Origin of the sequence: Alkalibaculum bacchi, from assembly GCF_003317055.1 — a bacterium.
GTDB classification, from domain to species: Bacteria; Bacillota; Clostridia; order Eubacteriales; family Alkalibacteraceae; genus Alkalibaculum; species Alkalibaculum bacchi.
Window position 1 is genome coordinate 61,185 of sequence record NZ_QNRX01000013.1, and the last position, 21,273, is coordinate 82,457.

A 21,273-nucleotide genomic window follows, 5' to 3' on the forward strand; every position below is an offset into this window, starting at 1 on the left:
TAAAAATGAAAGAGAAATTGATCGTTTTAGTGGGTCCCACAGCATCGGGTAAGACAGATATGGGAGTTCGCTTGGCTAAGAAAATAGATGGTGAAATCATCTCTGCGGACTCCATGCAAATTTATAAATACATGGGCATTGGTACAGCAAAGCCTACCGTAGACGAAATGGACGGAGTCCCTCATTATATGATAGATCATATTAAGCCAGATGAAGAATTTTCGGTAGCGGTTTTTCGTGAGTTAAGCGAAAAATACATTGAAGATATTTTATCTAGAAATAAAAGACCTATTGTAGTAGGCGGTACAGGCTTGTATGTAAACTCTTTGACAAAGCCATGGAATTTTTCAAAGACAGAGCCTAATGAAACTTTGAGACACGAATTAGAAACTCTTGCACAAGAAAAAGGAGCTTATTATCTTCATGAATGTTTAAGAGAAGTAGACCCGATTTCAGCACAAAACATTCATCCCAATAATGTAAAGAGGGTAATAAGGGCATTAGAAGTATACAAGACTTCTGGAAAAACAAAATCTCAATTAGATCAAGAATCTATGGAAAATGAATTAAAATACGAGCCTATTTTATTAGGACTATCTATGGAGCGAAGCACTTTATACGCTCGAATTGAACTTAGAATTGATAAAATGATAGAAGCTGGTTTAGTAGAAGAAGTACAAAAGCTTCTAGATATGGGCTACAGTGAAGACTTAGTCAGCATGCAAGGCTTAGGCTACAAAGAGATCGTCAAATACTTAAAAGGTGAATACTCTCTAGAAGAAGCCATAGAAATCCTAAAAAGAGACACAAGGCACTTCGCCAAAAGACAACTCACATGGTTTAGAAGAGATGAGCGGATTAAATGGTTTAAGATAGAGGATTATCGGTCGTTGGATCAGTTAGAAAGTGACGCACTGTATTATTTGAAGGAAAGTGGAATTACTGCTTTTGAACAATAGTTGAACGATGGTTAAGCGGTTGTTAAACAATTGTAATTTGCTTCTAAGATTCTGCTTACCACCTTACCACCTTACTACCTGACCACCTTATTTTAAGCTTTTGCTGACCACCCGACCACCTGACCACCTGACCACCTAATTTTAAAGCTTTTGCTGACCACCTAATTTTAAAGCTTTTGCTGACCACCTAAAAAAAGGAGATTTTATCATTGCACAAAGATACATTTGAATTTATCAAAAGAGAATATAATATAGATGATAGCGTCATAAAGTTTTGTTCTAAAAGCGAGGAAAAAATCATCTCTCGTTTTAAGAATATTGATGAAATAAGAGAACACAATCAGCTAAAAGTCATTTCCGCTTTACAAAAGGCGCGTATAGGCGATAGACATTTTCAAGTGTCTACTGGCTATGGATACAATGATGAGGGGCGAGAAGGAGTAGAGCAAGTTTACGCTACTGTATTTAATTGCGAAGATGCTTTAGTAAGACCACATATTTCTTCTGGTACTCATGCCATATCCCTTTGTTTATATGGCGTGTTAAGACCAGGTGATGAGATGTTAGCCGTTACAGGTGCACCTTATGATACCATCCAAACCGTTATCGGTTGGGATAAGAATCAAGAGGATTTCGGCACATTAAAAGATTATGGTGTAAACTACAATCAAGTTGATTTAGTGAGTGGCAAAGTCGATTATCCATCTATTAAAGAAGCTATTCATTCAAAGACCAAAATGATTTACATACAAAGGTCGACAGGTTATGCATGGCGAAATGCCTTAACGATTAGCCAAATTGCAGAGCTTATTGATTTTGTCAAAGGCATTAAGAAAGACGTTATCGTTATGGTTGACAACTGCTATGGTGAGTTTATGGATACATTAGAACCTACTGATGTTGGAGCAGACCTTATAGCTGGATCTTTGATCAAAAATCCAGGAGGCGGCATTTCGCCTACAGGAGGTTATATTGTAGGAAAAGAGGAGTATGTATACAAGGCCGCTTGTAGGTTGTCCGCTCCGGGTATTGCAAAGGAGACAGGGTCTACTTTAGGTATTAATCGAACTTATCTGCAGGGCTTGTTTTTAGCTCCTCATATTGTTTCAGAAGCAGTAAAAACAGCCATACTTGCTGCAAAAGTATTTGAAGATTTGGGCTTTGAAGTACGCCCTAAATCAGATGATTACAGAAGTGATATCATTCAAAGCATAAAATTAGGAGATCCTAAGGCCGTCATAAGCTTTTGTAAAGCCGTTCAAAAGGCAGCGCCAGTAGACTCTTACGTAACACCAGAACCTTGGGATATGCCAGGATACGACAGTCAAGTTATTATGGCAGCAGGAGCCTTTATACAAGGTTCATCTATTGAATTAAGCGCTGACGCCCCAATGCGTGAACCCTATATTGCCTATTTACAAGGAGGTCTTACTCATGATCATGGTAAATTAGGCTTATATCTTGCCTTGCAAGAATTAATGGAAACAGGATTTATTACCTTATAATGGAATGATAAGGTAATACGTATCAGGGTAAAATGTATAATTATGGCATCATTAAACAATACAATTTTATATTGTTTTAAATATAAAAAAAGGAGTGAAGTATAATGAGATTTCATGTTTTTGAAAGTCCTAAAGAAGCAAGTGCATTTGCTTCTAATATTATTGCAGAACAAATTAAGCAAAAGGAGGACACTGTTTTAGGCTTGGCGACAGGTTCTACTCCTATTGAAACTTATCAAAACCTAGCTGAAAAAAATAAAAATAACGAAATTAGCTTTAAGAAAGTACGTACTGTTAATCTAGATGAATACGTTGGTCTAAGCGGAGATCATGATCAAAGTTATCGATATTTTATGAATACAAACTTATTTGATCATATTGATATTAATAAAGAAAATACCCATGTACCATTAGGAGACGCAGAAGACTTAGAAAAAATGTGTGAAGAGTACGAAAAATTGATTCAAGATCTTGGTGGAATTGATTTACAAGTATTAGGGATAGGAAATAATGGGCATATTGGCTTTAATGAACCTGATATAAAGTTATATAATGAGACTCATGTTACGGATCTTACTGAAAGCACGATAGAAGCCAATAAGAGATTTTTTGAAAGTAAGGATGAAGTTCCAAGACAAGCAGTTACTATGGGCATGGCAAGTATACTAAGAGCAAAACACATCATCGTTCTGGCATTTGGTACTTCAAAAGCAGATATGGTTAAAAGATTGAAGGACGCATATCTTGATCCACAATGCCCTGTTACATTCTTAAAAATACATGAAAATGTAGATATTATTTTTGATAAAGACGCAGGTTCAAAATTATAATTAAAAGTATAAATATTTTATTTAACTAGAATAGTCCTACATTTAACTCTAGCTTCTACGCAAGTCATCCTGAGCGCGAGCGAAGGATCTTTGACCTGTAAGACTTGACCCTAGAACTGGTGACTGAAGACTGGCCGCTAGTAGCTAAAGTGCCAAAGGCACTTTCTTGTATACTAGAAAAGTCCTACTTTTGACCCTAGTTTTTGCCCAGTCATCCTGAGCGCAAGCGAAGGATCTTTGACCTGTAAGACTTGACCCTAGCACTGGTGGCTGAAGCCTGGCTGCTAGTAGCTAAAGTGCTAAAGGCACTTTCTTGTATACTAGAATAGTCCTACATTTAACTCTAGCTTCTACGCAAGTCATCCTGAGCGCAAGCGAAGGATCTTTGACCTGTAAGACTTGACCCTAGCACTGGTGACTGAAGACTAGCTGCTAGTAGCTAAAGTGCCAAAGGCACTTTCTTGTATACTAGAAAAGTCCTACTTTTGACCCTAGTTTTTGCCCAGTCATCCTGAGCGCAAGCGAAGGATCTTTGACCTGTAAGACTTGACCCTAGCACTGGTGGCTGAAGCCTGGCTGCTAGTAGCTAAAGTGCTAAAGGCACTTTCTTGTATACTAGAATAGTCCTACATTTAACTCTAGCTTCTACGCAAGTCATCCTGAGCGCAAGCGAAGGATCTTTGACCTGTAAGACTTGACCCTAGCACTGGTGACTGAAGACTGGCTGCTAGTAGCTAAAGTGCCAAAGGCACTTTCTTGTATACTAGAAAAGTCCTACATTTAACTCTAGCTTCTACGCAAGTCATCCTGAGCGCAAGCGAAGGATCTTTGACCTGTAAGACTTGACCCTAGCACTGGTGACTGAAGACTGGCTGCTAGTAGCTAAAGTGCCAAAGGCACTTTCTTGTATACTAGAAAAGTCCTACTTTTGACCCTAGTTTCTGCCCAGTCATCCTGAGCGCAAGCGAAGGATCTTGACCCAAAAGGAATACCCAAATGCTAGTGACTAAAAACTAATAACTAGCGACTAATGGACAAAGTAAAAGGAGAAAATTGCATATGAAAAAAAAGGGCATCATCTTTGACATGGACGGAGTTATTATTGACAGTGAACCGTTACATTGTCAGTGTACGATTGAAACGCTTAAAGATTTTGGAGTAGAAATTACCTTAAGTGATATGGATAAGTATATAGGTGTTGCAGATCACGTAATGGTGGACTCTTTAATTAATGAATTTTCCATTAATGTAAGTAGAGATGAATTTTTAAAGAGGCAAGATGAAAAAAGATTAGTGGTATTTAATAAAGAAAGTATGGTTTCTGTTTCTGGTACCATAGAGCTCATTCAATACTTATACGACAATGGTCTTAAGCTCGGTCTAGCTTCCTCTTCGCCTAGATACTTTATTGAAATGGTCTTAAATAATTTTGATTTGTTAAAATACTTTACGATCATCGTAAGTGGTGAAGAATTAGAAAGAAGTAAACCCCACCCAGATATTTATTTAAAAGCAGCAGAGCAAATAGGAATTAGTCCTATAGATTGTGTGGCAATAGAGGATGCTAATGCTGGCGTTCGCTCCGCAAAAGCAGCGGGTATGTACACAATAGGATACCAAAATCCTAATTCTGGAGCGCAAGACCTGTCAGTGGCAGATGTTGTCATTCAAGATATGAAAGAGGTTTGTAAACTTTTTAAATTCTAAAGCAACTCTCCCAGTCATTCTAGAGCGCTAGCGAAGAATCTTAAGCCCAAGCTAACACCCCACGTCATGCTGAAGCGATAGGACGAAGGATCTCTAGGAATTATATAGACATATAAAAATATGTACAAATAGAAGATGAATTTGTTTTCAAATGAGGCTAAGTGAGATTCTTGACTTCGCTCTGAATGGCGCCGCGTGCGCTTCGGGCACAGTAAGAATCTCACATATATAGCTAGGAACGCTAAAACAAGCTTAGCATCCAATTTAAAATAGGGGCTACGACTATTGCGGGGAGATAATTTGCTACTTTGATTTTTGTAATGCCTATAATGTTTAAGCCTAATGCTAAAATCATCAAAGATCCTGCGCAGGTTATTTCTGCAATGGCAGCATCTGTAAGAATAGGTTGTAAAAAACCAGCCAGCAAGACAATGGAACCCTGAAAAGCAAAGACGAAAGCTGCAGAGAACAAAACGCCAATGCCTAGGCTAACGGAGAGCATAGCAGAGGCAATAAAATCCAACAGTGATTTTGTAAAGAGCATTTCGTTGTCTCCTGTTAAGCCTGCATTCAAAGACCCTACTACAGTCATAGCGCCAATGCAAAAGAAGAGGCAACCAGTGACAAATCCCTCTGCTACAGAATGAGAATTACCTTCCGTTTTTCTGAAATGATCTCCAACCCATTGACCAAGATTACTAATTTTCTGGTCTAAATCAATACCTGTCCCAATAATAGAACCAATGACTATAGAAATAATGAGAATTAAAGTGTTCTCACCTTGTAAAGCGCCAGATACTCCTATGTATACAGTACATAAACCAATACCAATCATAACTGCATCTGTAAATTTTTCGGGAATTCCCTTTTTTAACAATAATCCAATAAGGCTACCAATAATTACTGTAGCTGTGTTGACGAGAACACCTATCATATTTTGTTCTCCTTTCTTCATTTACATATACCTAATATCATAACGGATTTCCAAAATGTGAGCAATATAATAATTGTTTTGCATAATTATTAACAAAGTAATAAAATGTCAAAAAAGTTTTAAAATGGGATAAATTTAAGATTTATTTAAGGTTTTTAGCATATAATAAATATATCATTACGATTATCCCCCTATAATAATCGAATGGATATGAAGGCGAGACTGCATATATGCATTCTCGTCTTTTCGTTTAATAAATAAAGTAATTGTTCAATTATGATTTAACTACTGTTCAACAATCGTTTAATATTTGTTAGTGACGTGATAAAATACTACATATCACCGAAGCATAGGAGTATTTTAATGAACTTAAAAGAAAAGATAAAGAACTTACCGTCCACACCAGGAGTATACTTGTACAAAGATTCTTTAAACAATATTATATATGTGGGAAAAGCAAAGAATTTAAAGAGAAGAGTAGGGAACTATTTTCAGAATTCAAAATCTCATTCATCAAAGGTAGAAAAACTAATAAAACATTTAAAAGATTTTGAGTATCGCCTTACAGATACGGAATTTGAGGCCCTACTTCTTGAATGCAGACTCATTAAAGAATATAAGCCAATGTACAATAGCCAGATGAATCGAACGCAGTCTTATACTTATATTCTCGTCCAAAAAGATAATCCTCTTCCTACAATTAAAAATACAAGAAATCCAATTGCTAAAGAAGAAGATCTTTTGTTTGGTCCTTATACGAGCAAAAATACCGTTGAAAAAGCCTTAGAAGATATCAAAGCGTATTATCAAATCTTGTGCAGTAATCCATCTATAAATAATCGTCTTTGTTTAAATTACTCATTAGGAAAATGTTTGGGGATGTGCTATAAAGATAAGGCAAAGGATGAATACAAAAGAAGAGTAGAAAAGGTGATCTCATTATTAGAGGGAACAGATACCAGCATTTTAGAAGATCTTAAAGAAAAGATGAGATCAGAGTCTATGGCCCAACATTTTGAAGCGGCAGCAAAGTATAAAGAAATATTAAATTCTGTAAATTATCTCATAAGCAAAGAAAAAATAGTTGATTTTGCGAAAGAAAACAAAAAGATAGGGATGATTGAAGATATAGAAGGTGGTTTGAAGCTCTTTCTCATTCAGGGAAATGCTATGCTTTTTAGCAAAAGATATCTTTTTAGTCACCAAAATCAAGAACAAATTCATGAAGATATTAAGACGAATATTTTATCTTGTTTTAGTGAAGATGAGGCAAGCCCAAGTATTATTCTAAATAAAGATAATCTAGACGAAACTCAGATTATTTATAGTTATATAAACAAAAAAAGTAGTAAAACTATCGAAATTCATGATGATTGGCTTAATACTAAAAATCAAACAAAACTGGATGAAGGGGTTGCAAAGCTTTTAGAACAAGCTATAAGCTTGTCAAGTAATCTAAATAGTGATTTAAGTTAGCTCAAAATTTTATATTTAACCCCTAGCTCCCACCACGTCATCCTAGAGCAAGCGAAGAATCTAAAGACCCAAGCTCCTGCTTTGTCATTCTAGAGCGAAGCGAAGAATCTAAAGACCCAAGCTCCTGCTTTGTCATTCTAGAGCGAAGCGAAGAATCTAAAGACCCCAGGCTAACTGCTTTGTCATCCTAGAGCAAGCGAAGAATCTAAAGACCCAAGCTCCTGCTTTGTCATTCTAGAGCGAAGCGAAGAATCTAAAGACCCAAGCTCCTGCTTTGTCATTCTAGAGCGAAGCGAAGAATCTAAAGACCCCAGGCTAACTGCTTTGTCATTCTAGAGCGAAGCGAAGAATCTTAAGACCCCAGGCTAACTGCTCCAGTCATCCAGAGGAGCGCTAGCGACGAAGGATCCCTAGGCACTAACTAATTAAGATATATATCAAATAATTATAAGTTCTATTCTTCTGCTTTATCAGCCTTTTTAGTCACCTTTGTAACGATAAAATGAGTAGCAACAGCATCAATTCCTCGTTTTAATATGTAAAAGTACCCTATAACTGAGAACACAACAGCCCCGATTAAATTGACTAATAAATCTTTCATCGTATCATATAATCCAACATCTAAATATCCACCAAGACCTAAATCCTTCCCGTTTATAGCTACTTTGGTAATATTGTCAATAATGACGGTATTATTTCCATTCAATGGGTCTAGTTTTACAGTAGAGATACTATGTATAATGGTATCTTTTTGCATATCGTATTGAAAGAAATAATCCATGCCAAACTCAAAGAACTCCCATATTACTCCGATCGTCATAGAAAAACAGAATGCCACCAAGGCCATGAAAAATGGGGATAGGCGAAAAGACACTTTTTCTGTACGGTTTAATATATCTACTAAAGAAAAACCAATTGCTGCCGCTAAAAAACCATTTAAAGTATGTAACATAGTGTCCCAAAATGGAAATACAATATAGTATTCATTGATTTCTCCAAGGATTTCGGCGGCAAAGATAAATAACATAATAATGATTTCAAAGGTGCCTGGAAGATCTATTTTAAATTTCATTTCGATGATGCTTGGCATTAGAAACAGGAATAAGGTAAGAATGCAGAGAAAAACATTCTCATAATTTTTATTAAAGAATTGCGCAATCATCACTACTATAACTAGTGCCCTAAGGATGAGATAGATCGCAAATGTTCTCTTTTCTTGTTTGATATGGTCTAGAATATTATTATATTTCTCTTTAAAATTCAATTTTTTCATATATCCACTCCTCTGTTTATTGCCTAATGATATATCGGATATCAATATATAGTAACATATTTTTTATAACAACTCTATCTGATTATATGAATGAGCAAATATTTAGTGCTCATCTTAACTAAAGGGGATAAAACAAAGAAACCTACAAGTGCAAAAAATTGTTTTGTAGGTTTATAATAAAAGTATGGTCAATTAATATGTATTGCAGATTTCACTTTATTATTCACAAAAGTTGCATTATAAATTATTCAAAATCTGTATCTAAGTGAGCTTTTTCATCTATCTTTTTTGCATCTATAAACTGGTTAAAAGTGTCATACCCTTTTAAAGAAAAGAATTCTATCCAAGAATTTGGGATGTTTACGTGGCGATTAAACTCGTAGTATTTTTCTAAAATTGCTTCAAGCTCGTCGTAACTAGTATCGAGTTCAAATAATACCCTTAAAGCATCTTTTACTTCTGTTAAGACCTTTTCTATATGTCTGTTATAAGCGCTCGTATCTCGTAAACTTTCCCTTTGCATCTTTGCAAATCTAATTTTTTCGATGATGCGAAATATATAGAAATTTTTTAAGGAATTGCTTAGAGACACATCTGCAGCGAAGAATTTCATTATGGAAGAGGCATTGTGAGCAAGTTCAATTTCACTGATTATAGTGTAATCTATAAAATCCATAATAATTGTAGTATCATCTAATTCCTTCATTTCTGGAAAAGTCATGCGAAAAAGGTCCATTAATTTGGGTAAGTGAGGCTTTAATGTTTCTACATTGTCTTCTATGAAAGAAATAAGGGAGGCAGTAAAAATCTGCTTTTGATTTGTAGCTATTTCTTCTAAAGAGGTGAGCTTGCCATCGGAAAAGAAATAACGATTCAATAATTTTTTAATATCATCTATACTGTAAATCATGTTTTATCCACCCTTCTTAAATTAAATATAGCAGGTAATATCCTTTGTTTTTTCCTTTTTATTTAATACCCTAGAAATTATGAACTATTCAAAGAAAAATCTCAAATGCACACTCCTCAGCGAATTCATTTGTATAGCTATATTTTAATAACTGTAAAAAAGTACGAAAAGCTAGTACAAATATGATTTTATGATAAGTCAATTAATAAATACAAAACTGTAAATTATTATTTAAATTATATTTTTATTATGGTATATTAGAACAAGAAGATTCATACTAGGTCATTTAAAGACAAATTTAATTATGGTAGAGGTGGTTATAAAGATGTTTAAGAGTTTATCAGACAAAATTAAAGGTAAGAAAATACCAGTAGTATTTCCAGAAGCGATGGATCCTAGAATCCAAGCGGCGGTGGCTCGCTTAAAAGCAGAAGATTTAATGGTGCCTATTTTATTAGGAAACCCAGAAGAAGTATTGAGTTCTGCGAAGGAAAAGGGCATTAATTTAGAAGGCATCGAAATTATGGACCCTAACAATTTCGCTGGATATGATGAAATGGTGGACACTTTTGTAGAACTTCGTAAAGGGAAAGCTACAAAAGAGCAAGCGATGACAATCCTTAAAGATGAAAATTACTTTGGTACAATGCTTGTGTATATGAACAAAGCAGCTGGACTTGTTTCTGGAGCTGTCCACTCAACAGGTGATACCGTTCGACCAGCTTTACAAATTATTAAGACCAAACCAGGAATCAGCTTAACTTCTGGAGCTTTTGTCATGATTCGAAATGAAGGAAAAGAAAGATACGTATTTGCAGATTGTGCAATTAATATTGCGCCAAATGCACAACAATTAGCTGAAATTGCAGTAGAATCAGCAAAGACTGCTAAAGTCTTTGATATCGAACCAAATGTAGCATTATTAAGTTTTTCTACAAAAGGTTCTGCTAGTTCTCCAGAGCAAGAAAAAGTAGCAGAAGCTACAAAAATTGCTCAAGAAATGGCACCTGAACTTAATATCGATGGAGAATTACAGTTTGATGCAGCTTTTGTAGAAAGTGTAGGAAAACAAAAAGCTCCTGGCTCTCCTGTAGCAGGTAAGGCAACTGTGTTTGTATTCCCAGAAATTCAATCAGGTAATATTGGTTATAAGATTGCCCAACGTTTCGGTAATTTTGAAGCAATTGGACCAATTTTACAAGGCTTAAACAAACCTATTTCGGATTTATCTAGAGGTTGTTCAGAAGAAGATGTATACAAGCTTGCTATCATCACTGCAAACCAATCATTGATCGATTAAAATCATCATAAAGTCTAAAAGAGGTAGCTTGAGAGATTGTACTATTGATTTCTCCTAAATAAGATTAAACATTAAAAGGCCTATTTTTTATAAGATAGGTCTTTTATGTGCGCATAAAAAATGGTATACTTAATTGAAATTAAATTAGTAAAAATAGATAGTTTATAATTTGTAATACAAATTTTAGAAAAAGGAGAAGTCTACATGTCAAACTTGACTAAAAAAGAGATCAATAGTTATGCTATGTACACCTTGTCATCAACTGTTGGGAACATGTTGCCATTAAGCTATATTACAATTTTTATTACAGAAAACTTATTAATTAGCGCGGCACTTATGGGAACGACTTTGCTTATTGCACGTACTTTAGATTTTATGGTAGGAGTAGTTGTAGGAGGTATTGTGGAAAAAGCCAAACTGCCCTGGGGAAAATATCGGTCTTGGCTCGTCATCTTAAAATACACGGCTTTTGCAGGCTGCGTAATGCAATTTACAGATACGGCCTCCTTACCAGTAGCAGCTCGTGCGGTTATAATCGTAATAGGTTACTGTTTGTTGCATTTCTCAATGAACTTTACGACGACAGCTCAATATGGAATTTTAGCATCTATGGCAAAAACGTCCATGGAAGATCGAAGCACTCTGTCTATTCGTGGTGGGCAAGCTATGGCAGTAGCCAATATTCTCGCTTCAGCTACAGCTCTTCCATTTATCAACTTTTTAACTCCTATTGTAGGGAATTCCAATGCGTATACTATTGTAGCAGCAATATTCGCCGCTATTATGTTTATAGGTGCAACGATTCTTACTAAAGTTGCGGCGCCTTATGACCCAGATCAGGGCAATGTCTCTAGTGGGGCAAGGGTAACTGTAGGTGATATGGTTCGCTCTGTTCTTACCAACAATCAGCTTTTAGTGGTTATGTTTGCTCATATCTTTTTTTATGTGGGCATGTTTACCTTTAATGGACTAATGGCATATTATTTTATGTATGTACTTGGAAATTTCTTGTTGATGTCTGTAGCCATGACCATAACGATGATCTTTAGCTTGTTTGCTAGTATTATCAGTCCTAAAATAGGCGTAAAACTAGGTAAGAAAAATGCTATGGTTGTAGGACTATTGGTATACGGCTTAGGAAGTTTGGTAATCGCATTTTTAGGACATATATCTTTAGTAATCTATATTGTTATTAACTGTATCATGACATTAGGCATGTATATGTACACAGGTTTTGGCGTCAACTATATGCTAGATGCTGGTGAATATGGTCTTTATAAGACAGGAAAGGATAATCGTGCGGTTGCAATCTCTATGTTTAATCTTCAAGTAAAAGTGGGAATGACTCTAGGTGGTGCAATTGTCGGTTATGGTCTCTCGATAATAGGATACAAGGCGGGAATGGAGGCTACTCCAGAATTTATCAATCATTTCATGCTCTTATTTGGTGGATTACCTGCAATATTATATTTTATAGGATCTATTGTTATGTTAAAAGGATATAAGATCACAGACGAAGATGCAGCTTGGTATGCAGCAGAAAATGGGAAAAGAATGGCTGCACTTACAGAAGAATAAGCGACATATTAAATAGCATAGAAATGTTGTCACCTTTTGAAATGAGCATCCACTATTATTTCTACTAAAGTAAAAAAAGTCTAAGATAAAAATAATTTTTAGATTATATGTTTAAAAAAACATCCATGGGGTATATAAAAGTTAACAAGGAAATGGTTTTAAAATAATGACGACATCTACCGTCAATCTGAATAATAGGAAAACGATAAACAAAAGATGAATTCTCGCGATAGCCCAGATTAGGGATTGGAGAAAGACAAATCTATGTGATCACATAGAATTTGAAAGTAATTTTTACAGTTTATACAGAACCTATTAAATGGAAAGAGGAAAAAGGCTGTTTGTCAAAAATGTAAACCATTACTTGAATACTTTACCTTGAAAGGATGTTTCAATGGAAAGTGTGCTTAAAATATAAGAGGCAGATTCTCATATTATATGATGAATTTGCCTCTTATATTTTTTGATTGAGAATACTATCTTGGTATGACAGTCTATTCCCTAACTGGGATAGATGCTTCAAGTAATTGACAATTTAAGCCGAAAGCTGAACGCAGAAAGCGGAATGGGGAAAGCTGAATGCGGAAAGCCGAAAACTCGCCTGCAGGCGAGGTAACGTCCAAGCCCTTACAGAGCCCCACCCCATGTCATCCTAGAGCGAAGCGAAGGATCTAAGACCCACAGAGCCCCACCGCAGTCATCCTAGAGCGAAGCGAAGGATCTAAGACCCACAGAGCCCCACCGCAGTCATCCTAGAGCGAAGCGAAGGATCTAAGCCCCACAGCGCCCACCCCAGTCATCCTAGAAGCGCAGCGAAGAATCTAAAGTCCACAGAGCCCCACCCCAGTCATCCTAGAGCGCAGCGAAGGATCTAAGCCCCACAGAGCACACCCCCATGTCATCCTAGAGCGAAGCGAAGGATCCAAGCCCCACAGAGCCCAGCCCCCATGTCATCCTAGAGCGAAGCGAAGGATCTAAGCCCCACAGCGCCCCACCCCAGTCATCCTAGAGCGAAGCGAAGGATCTAAGACCCACAGAGCCTCACCCCAGTCATCCTAGAGCGTAGCGAAGGATCCAAAGCCCACAGAGCCCCACCCCAGTCATCCTAGAGCGAAGCGAAGGATCCAAAGCCCACAGAGCCCCATCCCCATGTCATCCTAAAGCGCAAGCGAAGGATCCAAAGCCCACAGCGCTCCACCGCAGTCATCCTAGAGCGAAGCGAAGGATCCAAGACCCACAGAGCCCCACCCCAGTCATCCTAGAGCGAAGCGAAGGATCCAAAGCCAGCAGAGCCCCACCCCCATGTCATCCTAGAGCGCAGCGAAGGATCCAAGCCCCACAGAGCCCCATCCCAGTCATCCTAGAGCGTAGCGAAGGATACAAAGCCAGCAGAGCCTCACCCCAGTCATCCTAGAGCGAAGCGAAGGATCTAAGACCCACAGAGCCCCATCCCAGTCATCCTAGAGCGTAGCGAAGGATCCAAAGTCAGCAGAGCCCCACCCCCATGTCATCCTAGAGCGCAAGCGAAGGATCCAAGCCCCACAGCGCCCCACCGCAGTCATCCTAAAGCGCAAGCGAAGGATCCAAAGCCCCACAGAGCCCAGCCCCCAGTCATCCTAGAGCGAAGCGAAGGATCTAAGACCCACAGAGCCCCACCCCAGTCATCCTAGAGCGAAGCGAAGGATCTAAGACCCACAGAGCCCACCCCCAGTCATCCTAGAGCGCAAGCGAAGGATCCCTACAAACGAACTAAAAAGCCCAACGCATAACTGAAAATAACCATACCTGTCCGAGAATCTAAGACCCAAAAGGAATACCCTAGCCCTGATAGCTGAACGCTAGCGGCTGGTGGCTTAACATATATTTCTCAGGTAATAGACATAATTCGCTAAATTAATTGTAAATCCATCCAAAAAACTCTAAAATGTTGTATAATAGAAGATATCATTTACAATATTCGCCATACTTAACTATATATTACTCACTAAGATATAAAGCTTTATTACTTAAGTATTCTATCTTGTGTAAATAATAGTATAACAAAAATCAAAGTAAAAGGACTAACCATACAATGAATAAGACATTAGACTATTACAATACATTTTATAAAAACTTCATAACAGATAGTCTAGAAGCCAATGCATCAGATCTCCATCATTCTTTTTTAAAATACCTACCAAAAGGTTCATCCATCTTAGACCTAGGCTGCGGATCAGGCAGAGACAGCAAAGTCTTTATAAATCTAGGCTACAAAGTCTGCGCCCTTGATGGTTCAAAAGAGCTATGTAAATTTGCAAGTGAATATATAGGGCAAGAAGTACTATATAAAACATTTGACGAAATAGATTTTAAAGAAGAATTCGACGGCATATGGGCATGTGCATCTTTGCTCCATATTTCCTATAAAGATCTATCCAATATATTTAAAAAGCTATCGAAAGCATTAAAACAAGAAGGCTATCTCTACGCCTCTTTTAAATACGGAGAGTTTGAAGGAGATAGAAAAGGTCGATATTTTACAGATTTAACCGAAGATAGACTCAAACAACTACTAGAACCCCTTAAGGAGTTTGAAATCGTAGAAACGACAATAACTAGGGATATACGAAAGGGTAGGGAAGAGGAAAAGTGGTTGAATATAGTGCTGCGCAAGGTGGTAAGGTAGTAAGGTGGTAAGGTGGTAAGGAAAACCTCTGAAATAAGGTGGTCAGGTCGTCAGTAAAACCAAACTCGCTTTTAGGCGAGATATTGACCCAAGCTGCTGTCCCAGTCATTCTTGAGCGAAGCGAAGAATCTAAGGACCCGCAAAACCCTACCCAGGTCATCCTAGAGCGAAGCGAAGGATCTAAAGACCCACATAGCCTAGCCTTAGAGGGTGGGACCCCAGTCATCCAGAGGCGCTTGCGCCGAAGGATCCCTTCAAACTAATTACACGCCCAACACATAACTAACAATAACCAAATTTGTCGAAGCATCCAAGACCCCAAAGGTGACCCAAGCCCCTGCATAGGTCATCCTGGAGCGCAGCGAAGGATCTAAGACCTACAGAGCCCAGTCCTAAAGACGTGACCCCAGTGATCCAGAGGCCCTTGCGCCGAAGGATCTCTACAAATAAACTACACGCTCATCAATAACGAAAAACAAGCAAGTTCAACGTCAAAAGCCTAATAACCTAGCATTTAAACAATTGTTTAACAACCGCTCAACCATCGTTCAACTATCGTTAATCGGAATACAAGGGAGAAATCAAATGGACAAGAACATTCACAAAGGCCATCGCCAACGGGTGAAAAATCGATATCTTGCAGAGGGTTTAGACCACTTCCAAGATCATGAAGTCTTAGAACTTCTTCTTTTTTATTGCATCCCCATGAAAGACACCAACGCATTAGCTCACACGCTCATAAAAGAGTTTGGCTCTTTGTCTGGTGTGTTTGATGCAGACCCAAAGGATCTTTGTTCTAGAGGGGGACTGACCGAAAACTCTGCCATCCTACTTTCCCTTATCCCCTCCTTGTCAAGAAGATACAATCGCGGAAAGTTTAAAGACAAGCCGCAACTTAATAGCTCTTCAAAGGCAGGAGAATACGCTGTCTCATTATTTACTGGCAGGCTATACGAAGTGTTTTACGTCATCTGTCTAGACAGCCAAAACAGAGTAAACCACGCCACATTACTACACGAAGGCACCATCAACGAAGCTCCCGTATACCCAAGGCTCATCGTAGAAACAGCCCTAAGGCACCAAGCAAACAGCATCATGGTAGCCCACAACCACCCAGGAGGCAGCATGCAGCCATCAAAAGCCGATATTGAAGTAACTAAGAGGATTAAGGTGGCAGCAGAAGCGATATCTATTAAGTTGTTGGATCATATTGTGGTGGCAGGGGAGGGGTATTATAGTTTTGCGGAGAATGGGTTGTTGTAGTTTAAAAATACGATAATGAGTAGAAACAGAAGTTATTGTCTTCATATCTTTGTTAATAATTGATAAGCTATTGTTAAACCCTATAATATGATTAACCTTAATGTTTAACATTAACTGTGAAAGCGTTGAAAATAAAAGGGTTCCACGGGAATTAAAGTAATACTTTAATAATACCGTCCTTTGTAATCTTGTTTACTTACTTAAATTATAGCGGAGAAATGTATATGAAATATCAATCATGGTTTGATGAAATATCTACTACAAAAATAAATAAACAAAATGGTCAAGTAAAAATATACAAATTAGTTTTACTACTCTGTATGTTGGACAGAGGTATGTATGATTGGTACAAGCCAGTTAGAGCAGAGGAAATTGCATTAAGATTTTATAGATACCTTACAGATAATGATCGGATAAGAGACATATCCTTTGGAGATAAAGGGAAAGAAAAACTAATTCATACATATAATCAAGGGGAAATTATAAGGCTTATTATAAATAACCCCATGAAATACTGGGGTTCTTCAAATAATAGATACACTCATGCAAGATATAAAAGTGGAGTATTTTGGATAGATATCTCAATAGACCCAGAAGATTATTCCCATGTGTACCACATGACGAGGGAATTGTGTTTAACTAGGATAGAAAAAGAAACTAACATTCCCTTTGACACAAAGATAGACTTATATGATGAATACGTTTATCTGCAAAATGAGGTACAAAACGAGAAGGTCGCGGAAACAGAAAAAGAATCTATTATATTAACTCGCTTAAGTCAAGGAAAGTTTAGAAATAGGCTTTTTGAGAGGTATGGTAGCTGTATAATGTGTGGAATAGAGCATAGAGACTTGCTTATCGCAAGCCATATAAAACCGTGGAAAGATAGCAATAATCAAGAAAGATTAGATGTAGAAAATGGATTTATCCTATGCCCTAATCATGACAAATTATTTGATAGAGGGTTTATAACATTTAAAGATGGTGGGGAAGTTATTGTGTCTAATAGGATAGTTGGAGACGTACCTAGGTTGAGTATTAGTGATAAAATTTTATGTAATTTGAGCTATGGGAATATGGAGTATCTGGAGTGGCATCGGGATGAAATTTTTGAAGTTTAAAATATAGTGGATTCTTAAAGAAATAGCTAAATAATAGCAGGCATCAGAAGAAGAAATAGTAAAGTGTTTTTGATGGTTTATTTAGCTAAATTTTAGGGGACAGTTCTTAAGAATTTACTATTTTGATGAATTCTCCCGTCACTTTGTAAGGTAGTGGGAGAAAAATTAGTTTTGTTTTAAATAAATAAAAAAGAATTTCTACATTACGTTCGCCCGAAGGTTCTCAATGGGTAATTGTAAATAATATTTGGTATAATAGGATATGAATGATATTTTTTAGTAAATGTAGTTTTTAAAATGAAAAAATAAAATAACAGTGATATCTATTTGGTTATATTACTATTTAAGGGAGTTAGACATGAAACATTATTATGTTACAGCGGCAATTTTAATAAATAATGGAGAAATTCTTTGTATGCAAAGAGGACCAAGTAAATATGAGTATGTGGCATATAAATACGAATTTCCAGGTGGCAAAGTGGAGGAATCAGAGAGTCTTGAGGGGTGTTTGCAAAGAGAGCTAAAGGAGGAGATGGGGATTGTTGTTGAAATAATGCCAGAGCAGTTTTTTATGACAGTGGAACATTCTTATCCAGATTTTGCAATTACTATGCATACTTATATATGCCCTGTAAATACTAGGGAGTTTATAATGCATGAACACAAAGATTTTAAATGGTTGCCTAAGGAGAAAATAAGCGTATTAGATTGGGCCGATGCTGATAAGCCTATAGTGGAAAGTCTATTAAAGTCAGAGGTTGTCTAATGGAATTGTTAAATAGTCTATATACGGGATTTGTTGACAGTGAAAGTATTTCACTTGAAGGATATCGTCCCAAACTTCTATTAAACAACTCGGAAAAAGGACAAAAGATTCTTACAAGTATTATCAAAGAACTTAATCAATGTGATGAGTTCTTCTTTTCTGTATCATTTATTACCCAAAGTGGAGTTCTTACATTGCTCAATACATTAAAGGATCTGGAAGCTAAACAAATTAAAGGCAAAATTGTCGCTTCTCAATATTTGAATTTTACTGATCCAATAGCTCTCGAAAAATTACTCAATTTTAGCAATATTGAACTACGAATGGAAGTAGACTATCAATTACATGCGAAAGGCTATATATTCAGAAAAGGTGATACCTATAATTTAATTGTGGGTAGCAGCAATATGACACAGGATGCCTTATGTAAAAACAAAGAGTGGAATATCAAAGTTTCGTCAACAAACAAAGGAACGTTGATCCAGGAAACACTACTAGAATTTGAGGAAACTTTTAATCATGCTCAGGTAGTAGATTTGGCATGGATAGAAGCATATAAGATTATATACCAACGAGTTCAATATCAAGATATCAAACAGAGTGATAATTATATTTCAGAAAGCAATTTTGCATACCAAGTGGATACAATCCAGAACATTCCTAAAATCATGCCAAATACAATGCAAGTACGAGCATTATTGGGGATTGAAGCAATCCGTGCAAAACATGAGAAGAAGGCATTGCTAATCTCAGCAACAGGAACTGGGAAAACGTACTTAGCAGCATTTGATGTAAAAAACTTTAGACCGAAGCGACTCTTATTTTTAGCCCATCGTGAACAGTTGCTGAACCAATCCATCAACAGTTTTAAGAATGTATTAGGAGAACACATCCAATGTGGTAAGCTCACAGGAAAATATAAAGAGGTAGATGCTCAGTACCTTTTTTCGTCCATTCAGACTGTATCGAAGGAAGAGGTACTTACACAATTTCACCCAGAGTGTTTTGATTATATTGTAATAGATGAAAGTCATAGGGTGGGTGCCGACACATATCAGAGAATATTAAATTACTTTAGACCGCAATTTCTTTTAGGAATGACTGCAACACCTGAACGAACTGATGGTCATAATGTTTTTGAAGATTTTGACTTTAATATTGCTTATGAGATTCGACTTCAAGAAGCTATGCGTGAAGAAATGTTATGTCCCTTCCATTATTTTGGTATATCTGAGATTAATATTAATGGTGAAGAATTGGGTGATGACAGTGATTTTCGCCACCTTATAGTACAAGAAAGAGTGGACAACATATTAGAAAAAGCAGCTTTTTATGGATATCATGGTAATAGGGTTAAGGGGCTCATTTTTTGCAGTCGTAACGATGAAGCCCGAGAATTATCTAAAATGTTTAATACTAAAGGCTTACGCACAGTAGCCCTATCAGGTGAACATAGCCAACAAGAACGCGAAACAGCTATTGAGAGACTTGAACAAGATTCTATAGATAATTACCTTGATTATATTTTCACTGTTGATATTTTTAATGAGGGTGTAGATATCCCGAAGATCAATCAAATTATTATGTTGCGTCCTACTCAATCTGCTATTATTTTTGTCCAACAGTTAGGAAGAGGTCTACGAAAGTCTCAAGGAAAAGAGTATGTGGTGATTTTAGACTTTATCGGAAATTATAAGCGAAACTTTATGATTCCAGTGGCTCTTTCAGATGATAGAAGCTTTAATAAGGACAATATTAGACGATTTGTTGTAGAAGGTAGCAAGGTAATACCAGGCTGTTCTACCGTGAATTTTGATACAATTTCTAAGAAGAAAATCTTTGAATCAATTGATAAAATCAGAAACGGCGATATCAAACGTTTGATTCGGGACAGCTATCAAAATCTAAAGTTTCGTTTGGGCCATGTACCCTATCTTATGGACTTTGAAAAGCATGATGCAATAGATGTGGGACTCATCTTTGAAAACTACGGATCTTATAGTAATTTTCTAATGAAACATGACAAAGACGAAGCATATGCCTACACCCGGGAGCAATTGATTATACTAGAATTCATCTCGATTAAGTTAGCCCTAGGAAAAAGACCTCATGAGCTCATAGTTTTAAAAAATATCTTACGTGGTGAAAATAATGTAATTGATAAAACATTGAAAACACTACGAGAGACATATCATTTAAAGGTGACACATAAAACAAAAGTTAACCTTATTAATGTGCTCACTAACAAGTTTGCAACAGGAACAGGTAAAAATACTTATAAATCTTGTGTGTTTATCGAGCAAGGTGGAGATGGCTATGAATGTTCTCAAACTTTTAAGAAAGCATTAGAGGACGAGTATTTACGAAGGGATATTACAGAATTAGTAGACTACGGTTTGTATAGGTATCAATCCCGTTATGGAAACAGTTATCATCAAATGAGTTTTCAATTAAATATGAAATACTCTTATGAAGAAGTATGTCGACTTCTTGAATGGGAAGAGAATGTGGTAGCCCTAAATATAGGCGGATACAAATATGATGAAAAGACAAAAACATTTCCCGTCTTCATAAACTACCATAAGGATGACGATATTGCAGACTCTATTAAATACCAGGATCGTTTTGAATCTCGCAAAAAATTAATTGCTATATCAAAATCTAAGAGAAGCAAAAGCTCCAAGGATGTACAAACTATCTATAACGCAAAAGCACAGAACGTAGCGATTCATTTATTTGTAAGAAAAGATAAAAATGACGAAGCCTCAAAAGAATTCTATTACCTTGGATTAATGCACGCTATCGACGAACCTAAAGAAATTGTAATGAATGATTCAGGACTTACTGCCGTAGAACTTTACTATCAATTAGAAACTGAGGTACGTGAAGACGTGTACGAATATATAACCGAAAATAATTAATGAAAATATTATATATTGATAAGGAAATATCTAGGAGGTAATTTTCATGGCCAGGGAAAATAGAA

15 protein-coding genes are annotated in these 21,273 nt (G+C 36.7%); 12 read left to right on the top strand and 3 right to left on the bottom strand.

Annotation, left to right across the window (positions count from 1 at the left end; translation table 11 throughout):
• The first annotated feature begins 5 nt into the window (after positions 1–5).
• From miaA to DES36_RS10335, 4 genes are all read left to right on the top strand, one after another.
• Positions 6–959, top strand: coding sequence for a tRNA (adenosine(37)-N6)-dimethylallyltransferase MiaA (miaA, locus tag DES36_RS10320; RefSeq protein ID WP_113921120.1), 954 nt, complete (start codon positions 6–8; stop codon positions 957–959).
• A gap of 209 nt (positions 960–1,168) precedes the next feature.
• The gene (locus DES36_RS10325) at positions 1,169–2,464 is read left to right on the top strand and encodes a methionine gamma-lyase family protein (RefSeq protein WP_113921121.1); all 1,296 of its coding nucleotides are present in this window, start codon (positions 1,169–1,171) and stop codon (positions 2,462–2,464) included.
• Positions 2,465–2,568: 104 nt separating this feature from the next.
• Positions 2,569–3,294, top strand: a complete 726-nt coding sequence (gene nagB, locus DES36_RS10330; RefSeq protein WP_113921122.1) for a glucosamine-6-phosphate deaminase — start codon at positions 2,569–2,571, stop codon at positions 3,292–3,294.
• A 1,059-nt stretch (positions 3,295–4,353) separates the two neighbouring features.
• The gene (locus DES36_RS10335) at positions 4,354–5,001 is read left to right on the top strand and encodes an HAD family hydrolase (RefSeq protein ID WP_113921123.1); all 648 of its coding nucleotides are present in this window, start codon (positions 4,354–4,356) and stop codon (positions 4,999–5,001) included.
• A 241-nt stretch (positions 5,002–5,242) separates the two neighbouring features.
• Here DES36_RS10335 and DES36_RS10340 read toward each other — a convergent pair whose 3' ends face one another.
• Positions 5,243–5,956, bottom strand: coding sequence for a DUF554 domain-containing protein (locus DES36_RS10340; protein WP_242981751.1), 714 nt, complete (start codon positions 5,954–5,956; stop codon positions 5,243–5,245).
• Positions 5,957–6,298: 342 nt separating this feature from the next.
• On the opposite strand from DES36_RS10340, the gene DES36_RS10345 reads away from it, so the two are divergent.
• Complete coding sequence (locus DES36_RS10345; RefSeq protein ID WP_113921125.1) at positions 6,299–7,411, top strand: GIY-YIG nuclease family protein; 1,113 nt, start codon at positions 6,299–6,301, stop codon at positions 7,409–7,411.
• Between the two features lie 454 nt (positions 7,412–7,865).
• On the opposite strand, the gene DES36_RS10350 is transcribed toward DES36_RS10345, so the two are convergent.
• Together DES36_RS10350 and DES36_RS10355 are read right to left on the bottom strand one after the other, a co-directional pair.
• On the bottom strand, positions 7,866–8,684 hold the full coding sequence (locus tag DES36_RS10350; protein WP_113921126.1) for a DUF2238 domain-containing protein: 819 nt from the start codon (positions 8,682–8,684) through the stop codon (positions 7,866–7,868).
• Between the two features lie 244 nt (positions 8,685–8,928).
• Positions 8,929–9,594, bottom strand: a complete 666-nt coding sequence (locus DES36_RS10355) for a hypothetical protein (RefSeq protein ID WP_113921127.1) — start codon at positions 9,592–9,594, stop codon at positions 8,929–8,931.
• Positions 9,595–9,919: 325 nt separating this feature from the next.
• On the opposite strand from DES36_RS10355, the gene pta reads away from it, so the two are divergent.
• The 7 genes from pta (at position 9,920) to DES36_RS10390 (ending at position 21,208) form a co-directional block, all read left to right on the top strand.
• Positions 9,920–10,894, top strand: coding sequence for a phosphate acetyltransferase (gene pta / locus DES36_RS10360; protein ID WP_242981752.1), 975 nt, complete (start codon positions 9,920–9,922; stop codon positions 10,892–10,894).
• A 204-nt stretch (positions 10,895–11,098) separates the two neighbouring features.
• Positions 11,099–12,472, top strand: a complete 1,374-nt coding sequence (locus tag DES36_RS10365; protein WP_113921128.1) for an MFS transporter — start codon at positions 11,099–11,101, stop codon at positions 12,470–12,472.
• A gap of 2,071 nt (positions 12,473–14,543) precedes the next feature.
• Complete coding sequence (locus DES36_RS10370; protein ID WP_113921129.1) at positions 14,544–15,137, top strand: class I SAM-dependent methyltransferase; 594 nt, start codon at positions 14,544–14,546, stop codon at positions 15,135–15,137.
• 585 nt (positions 15,138–15,722) lie between these two features.
• The gene (gene radC, locus DES36_RS10375; protein WP_113921130.1) at positions 15,723–16,400 is read left to right on the top strand and encodes a RadC family protein; all 678 of its coding nucleotides are present in this window, start codon (positions 15,723–15,725) and stop codon (positions 16,398–16,400) included.
• Between the two features lie 224 nt (positions 16,401–16,624).
• Positions 16,625–17,521, top strand: coding sequence for an HNH endonuclease (locus tag DES36_RS10380; RefSeq protein WP_170128269.1), 897 nt, complete (start codon positions 16,625–16,627; stop codon positions 17,519–17,521).
• Positions 17,522–17,879: 358 nt separating this feature from the next.
• Positions 17,880–18,287 carry a (deoxy)nucleoside triphosphate pyrophosphohydrolase gene (locus tag DES36_RS10385; RefSeq protein WP_113921132.1) on the top strand — a complete coding sequence of 136 codons (408 nt, stop codon included), beginning with the start codon at positions 17,880–17,882 and terminating at the stop codon, positions 18,285–18,287.
• Positions 18,287–21,208: a DEAD/DEAH box helicase gene (locus tag DES36_RS10390; RefSeq protein WP_113921133.1), complete on the top strand. Its 2,922-nt coding sequence runs from the start codon at positions 18,287–18,289 to the stop codon at positions 21,206–21,208. Before DES36_RS10385 ends, DES36_RS10390 begins: the two co-directional genes overlap by 1 nt.
• Positions 21,209–21,273 lie beyond the last annotated feature (65 nt).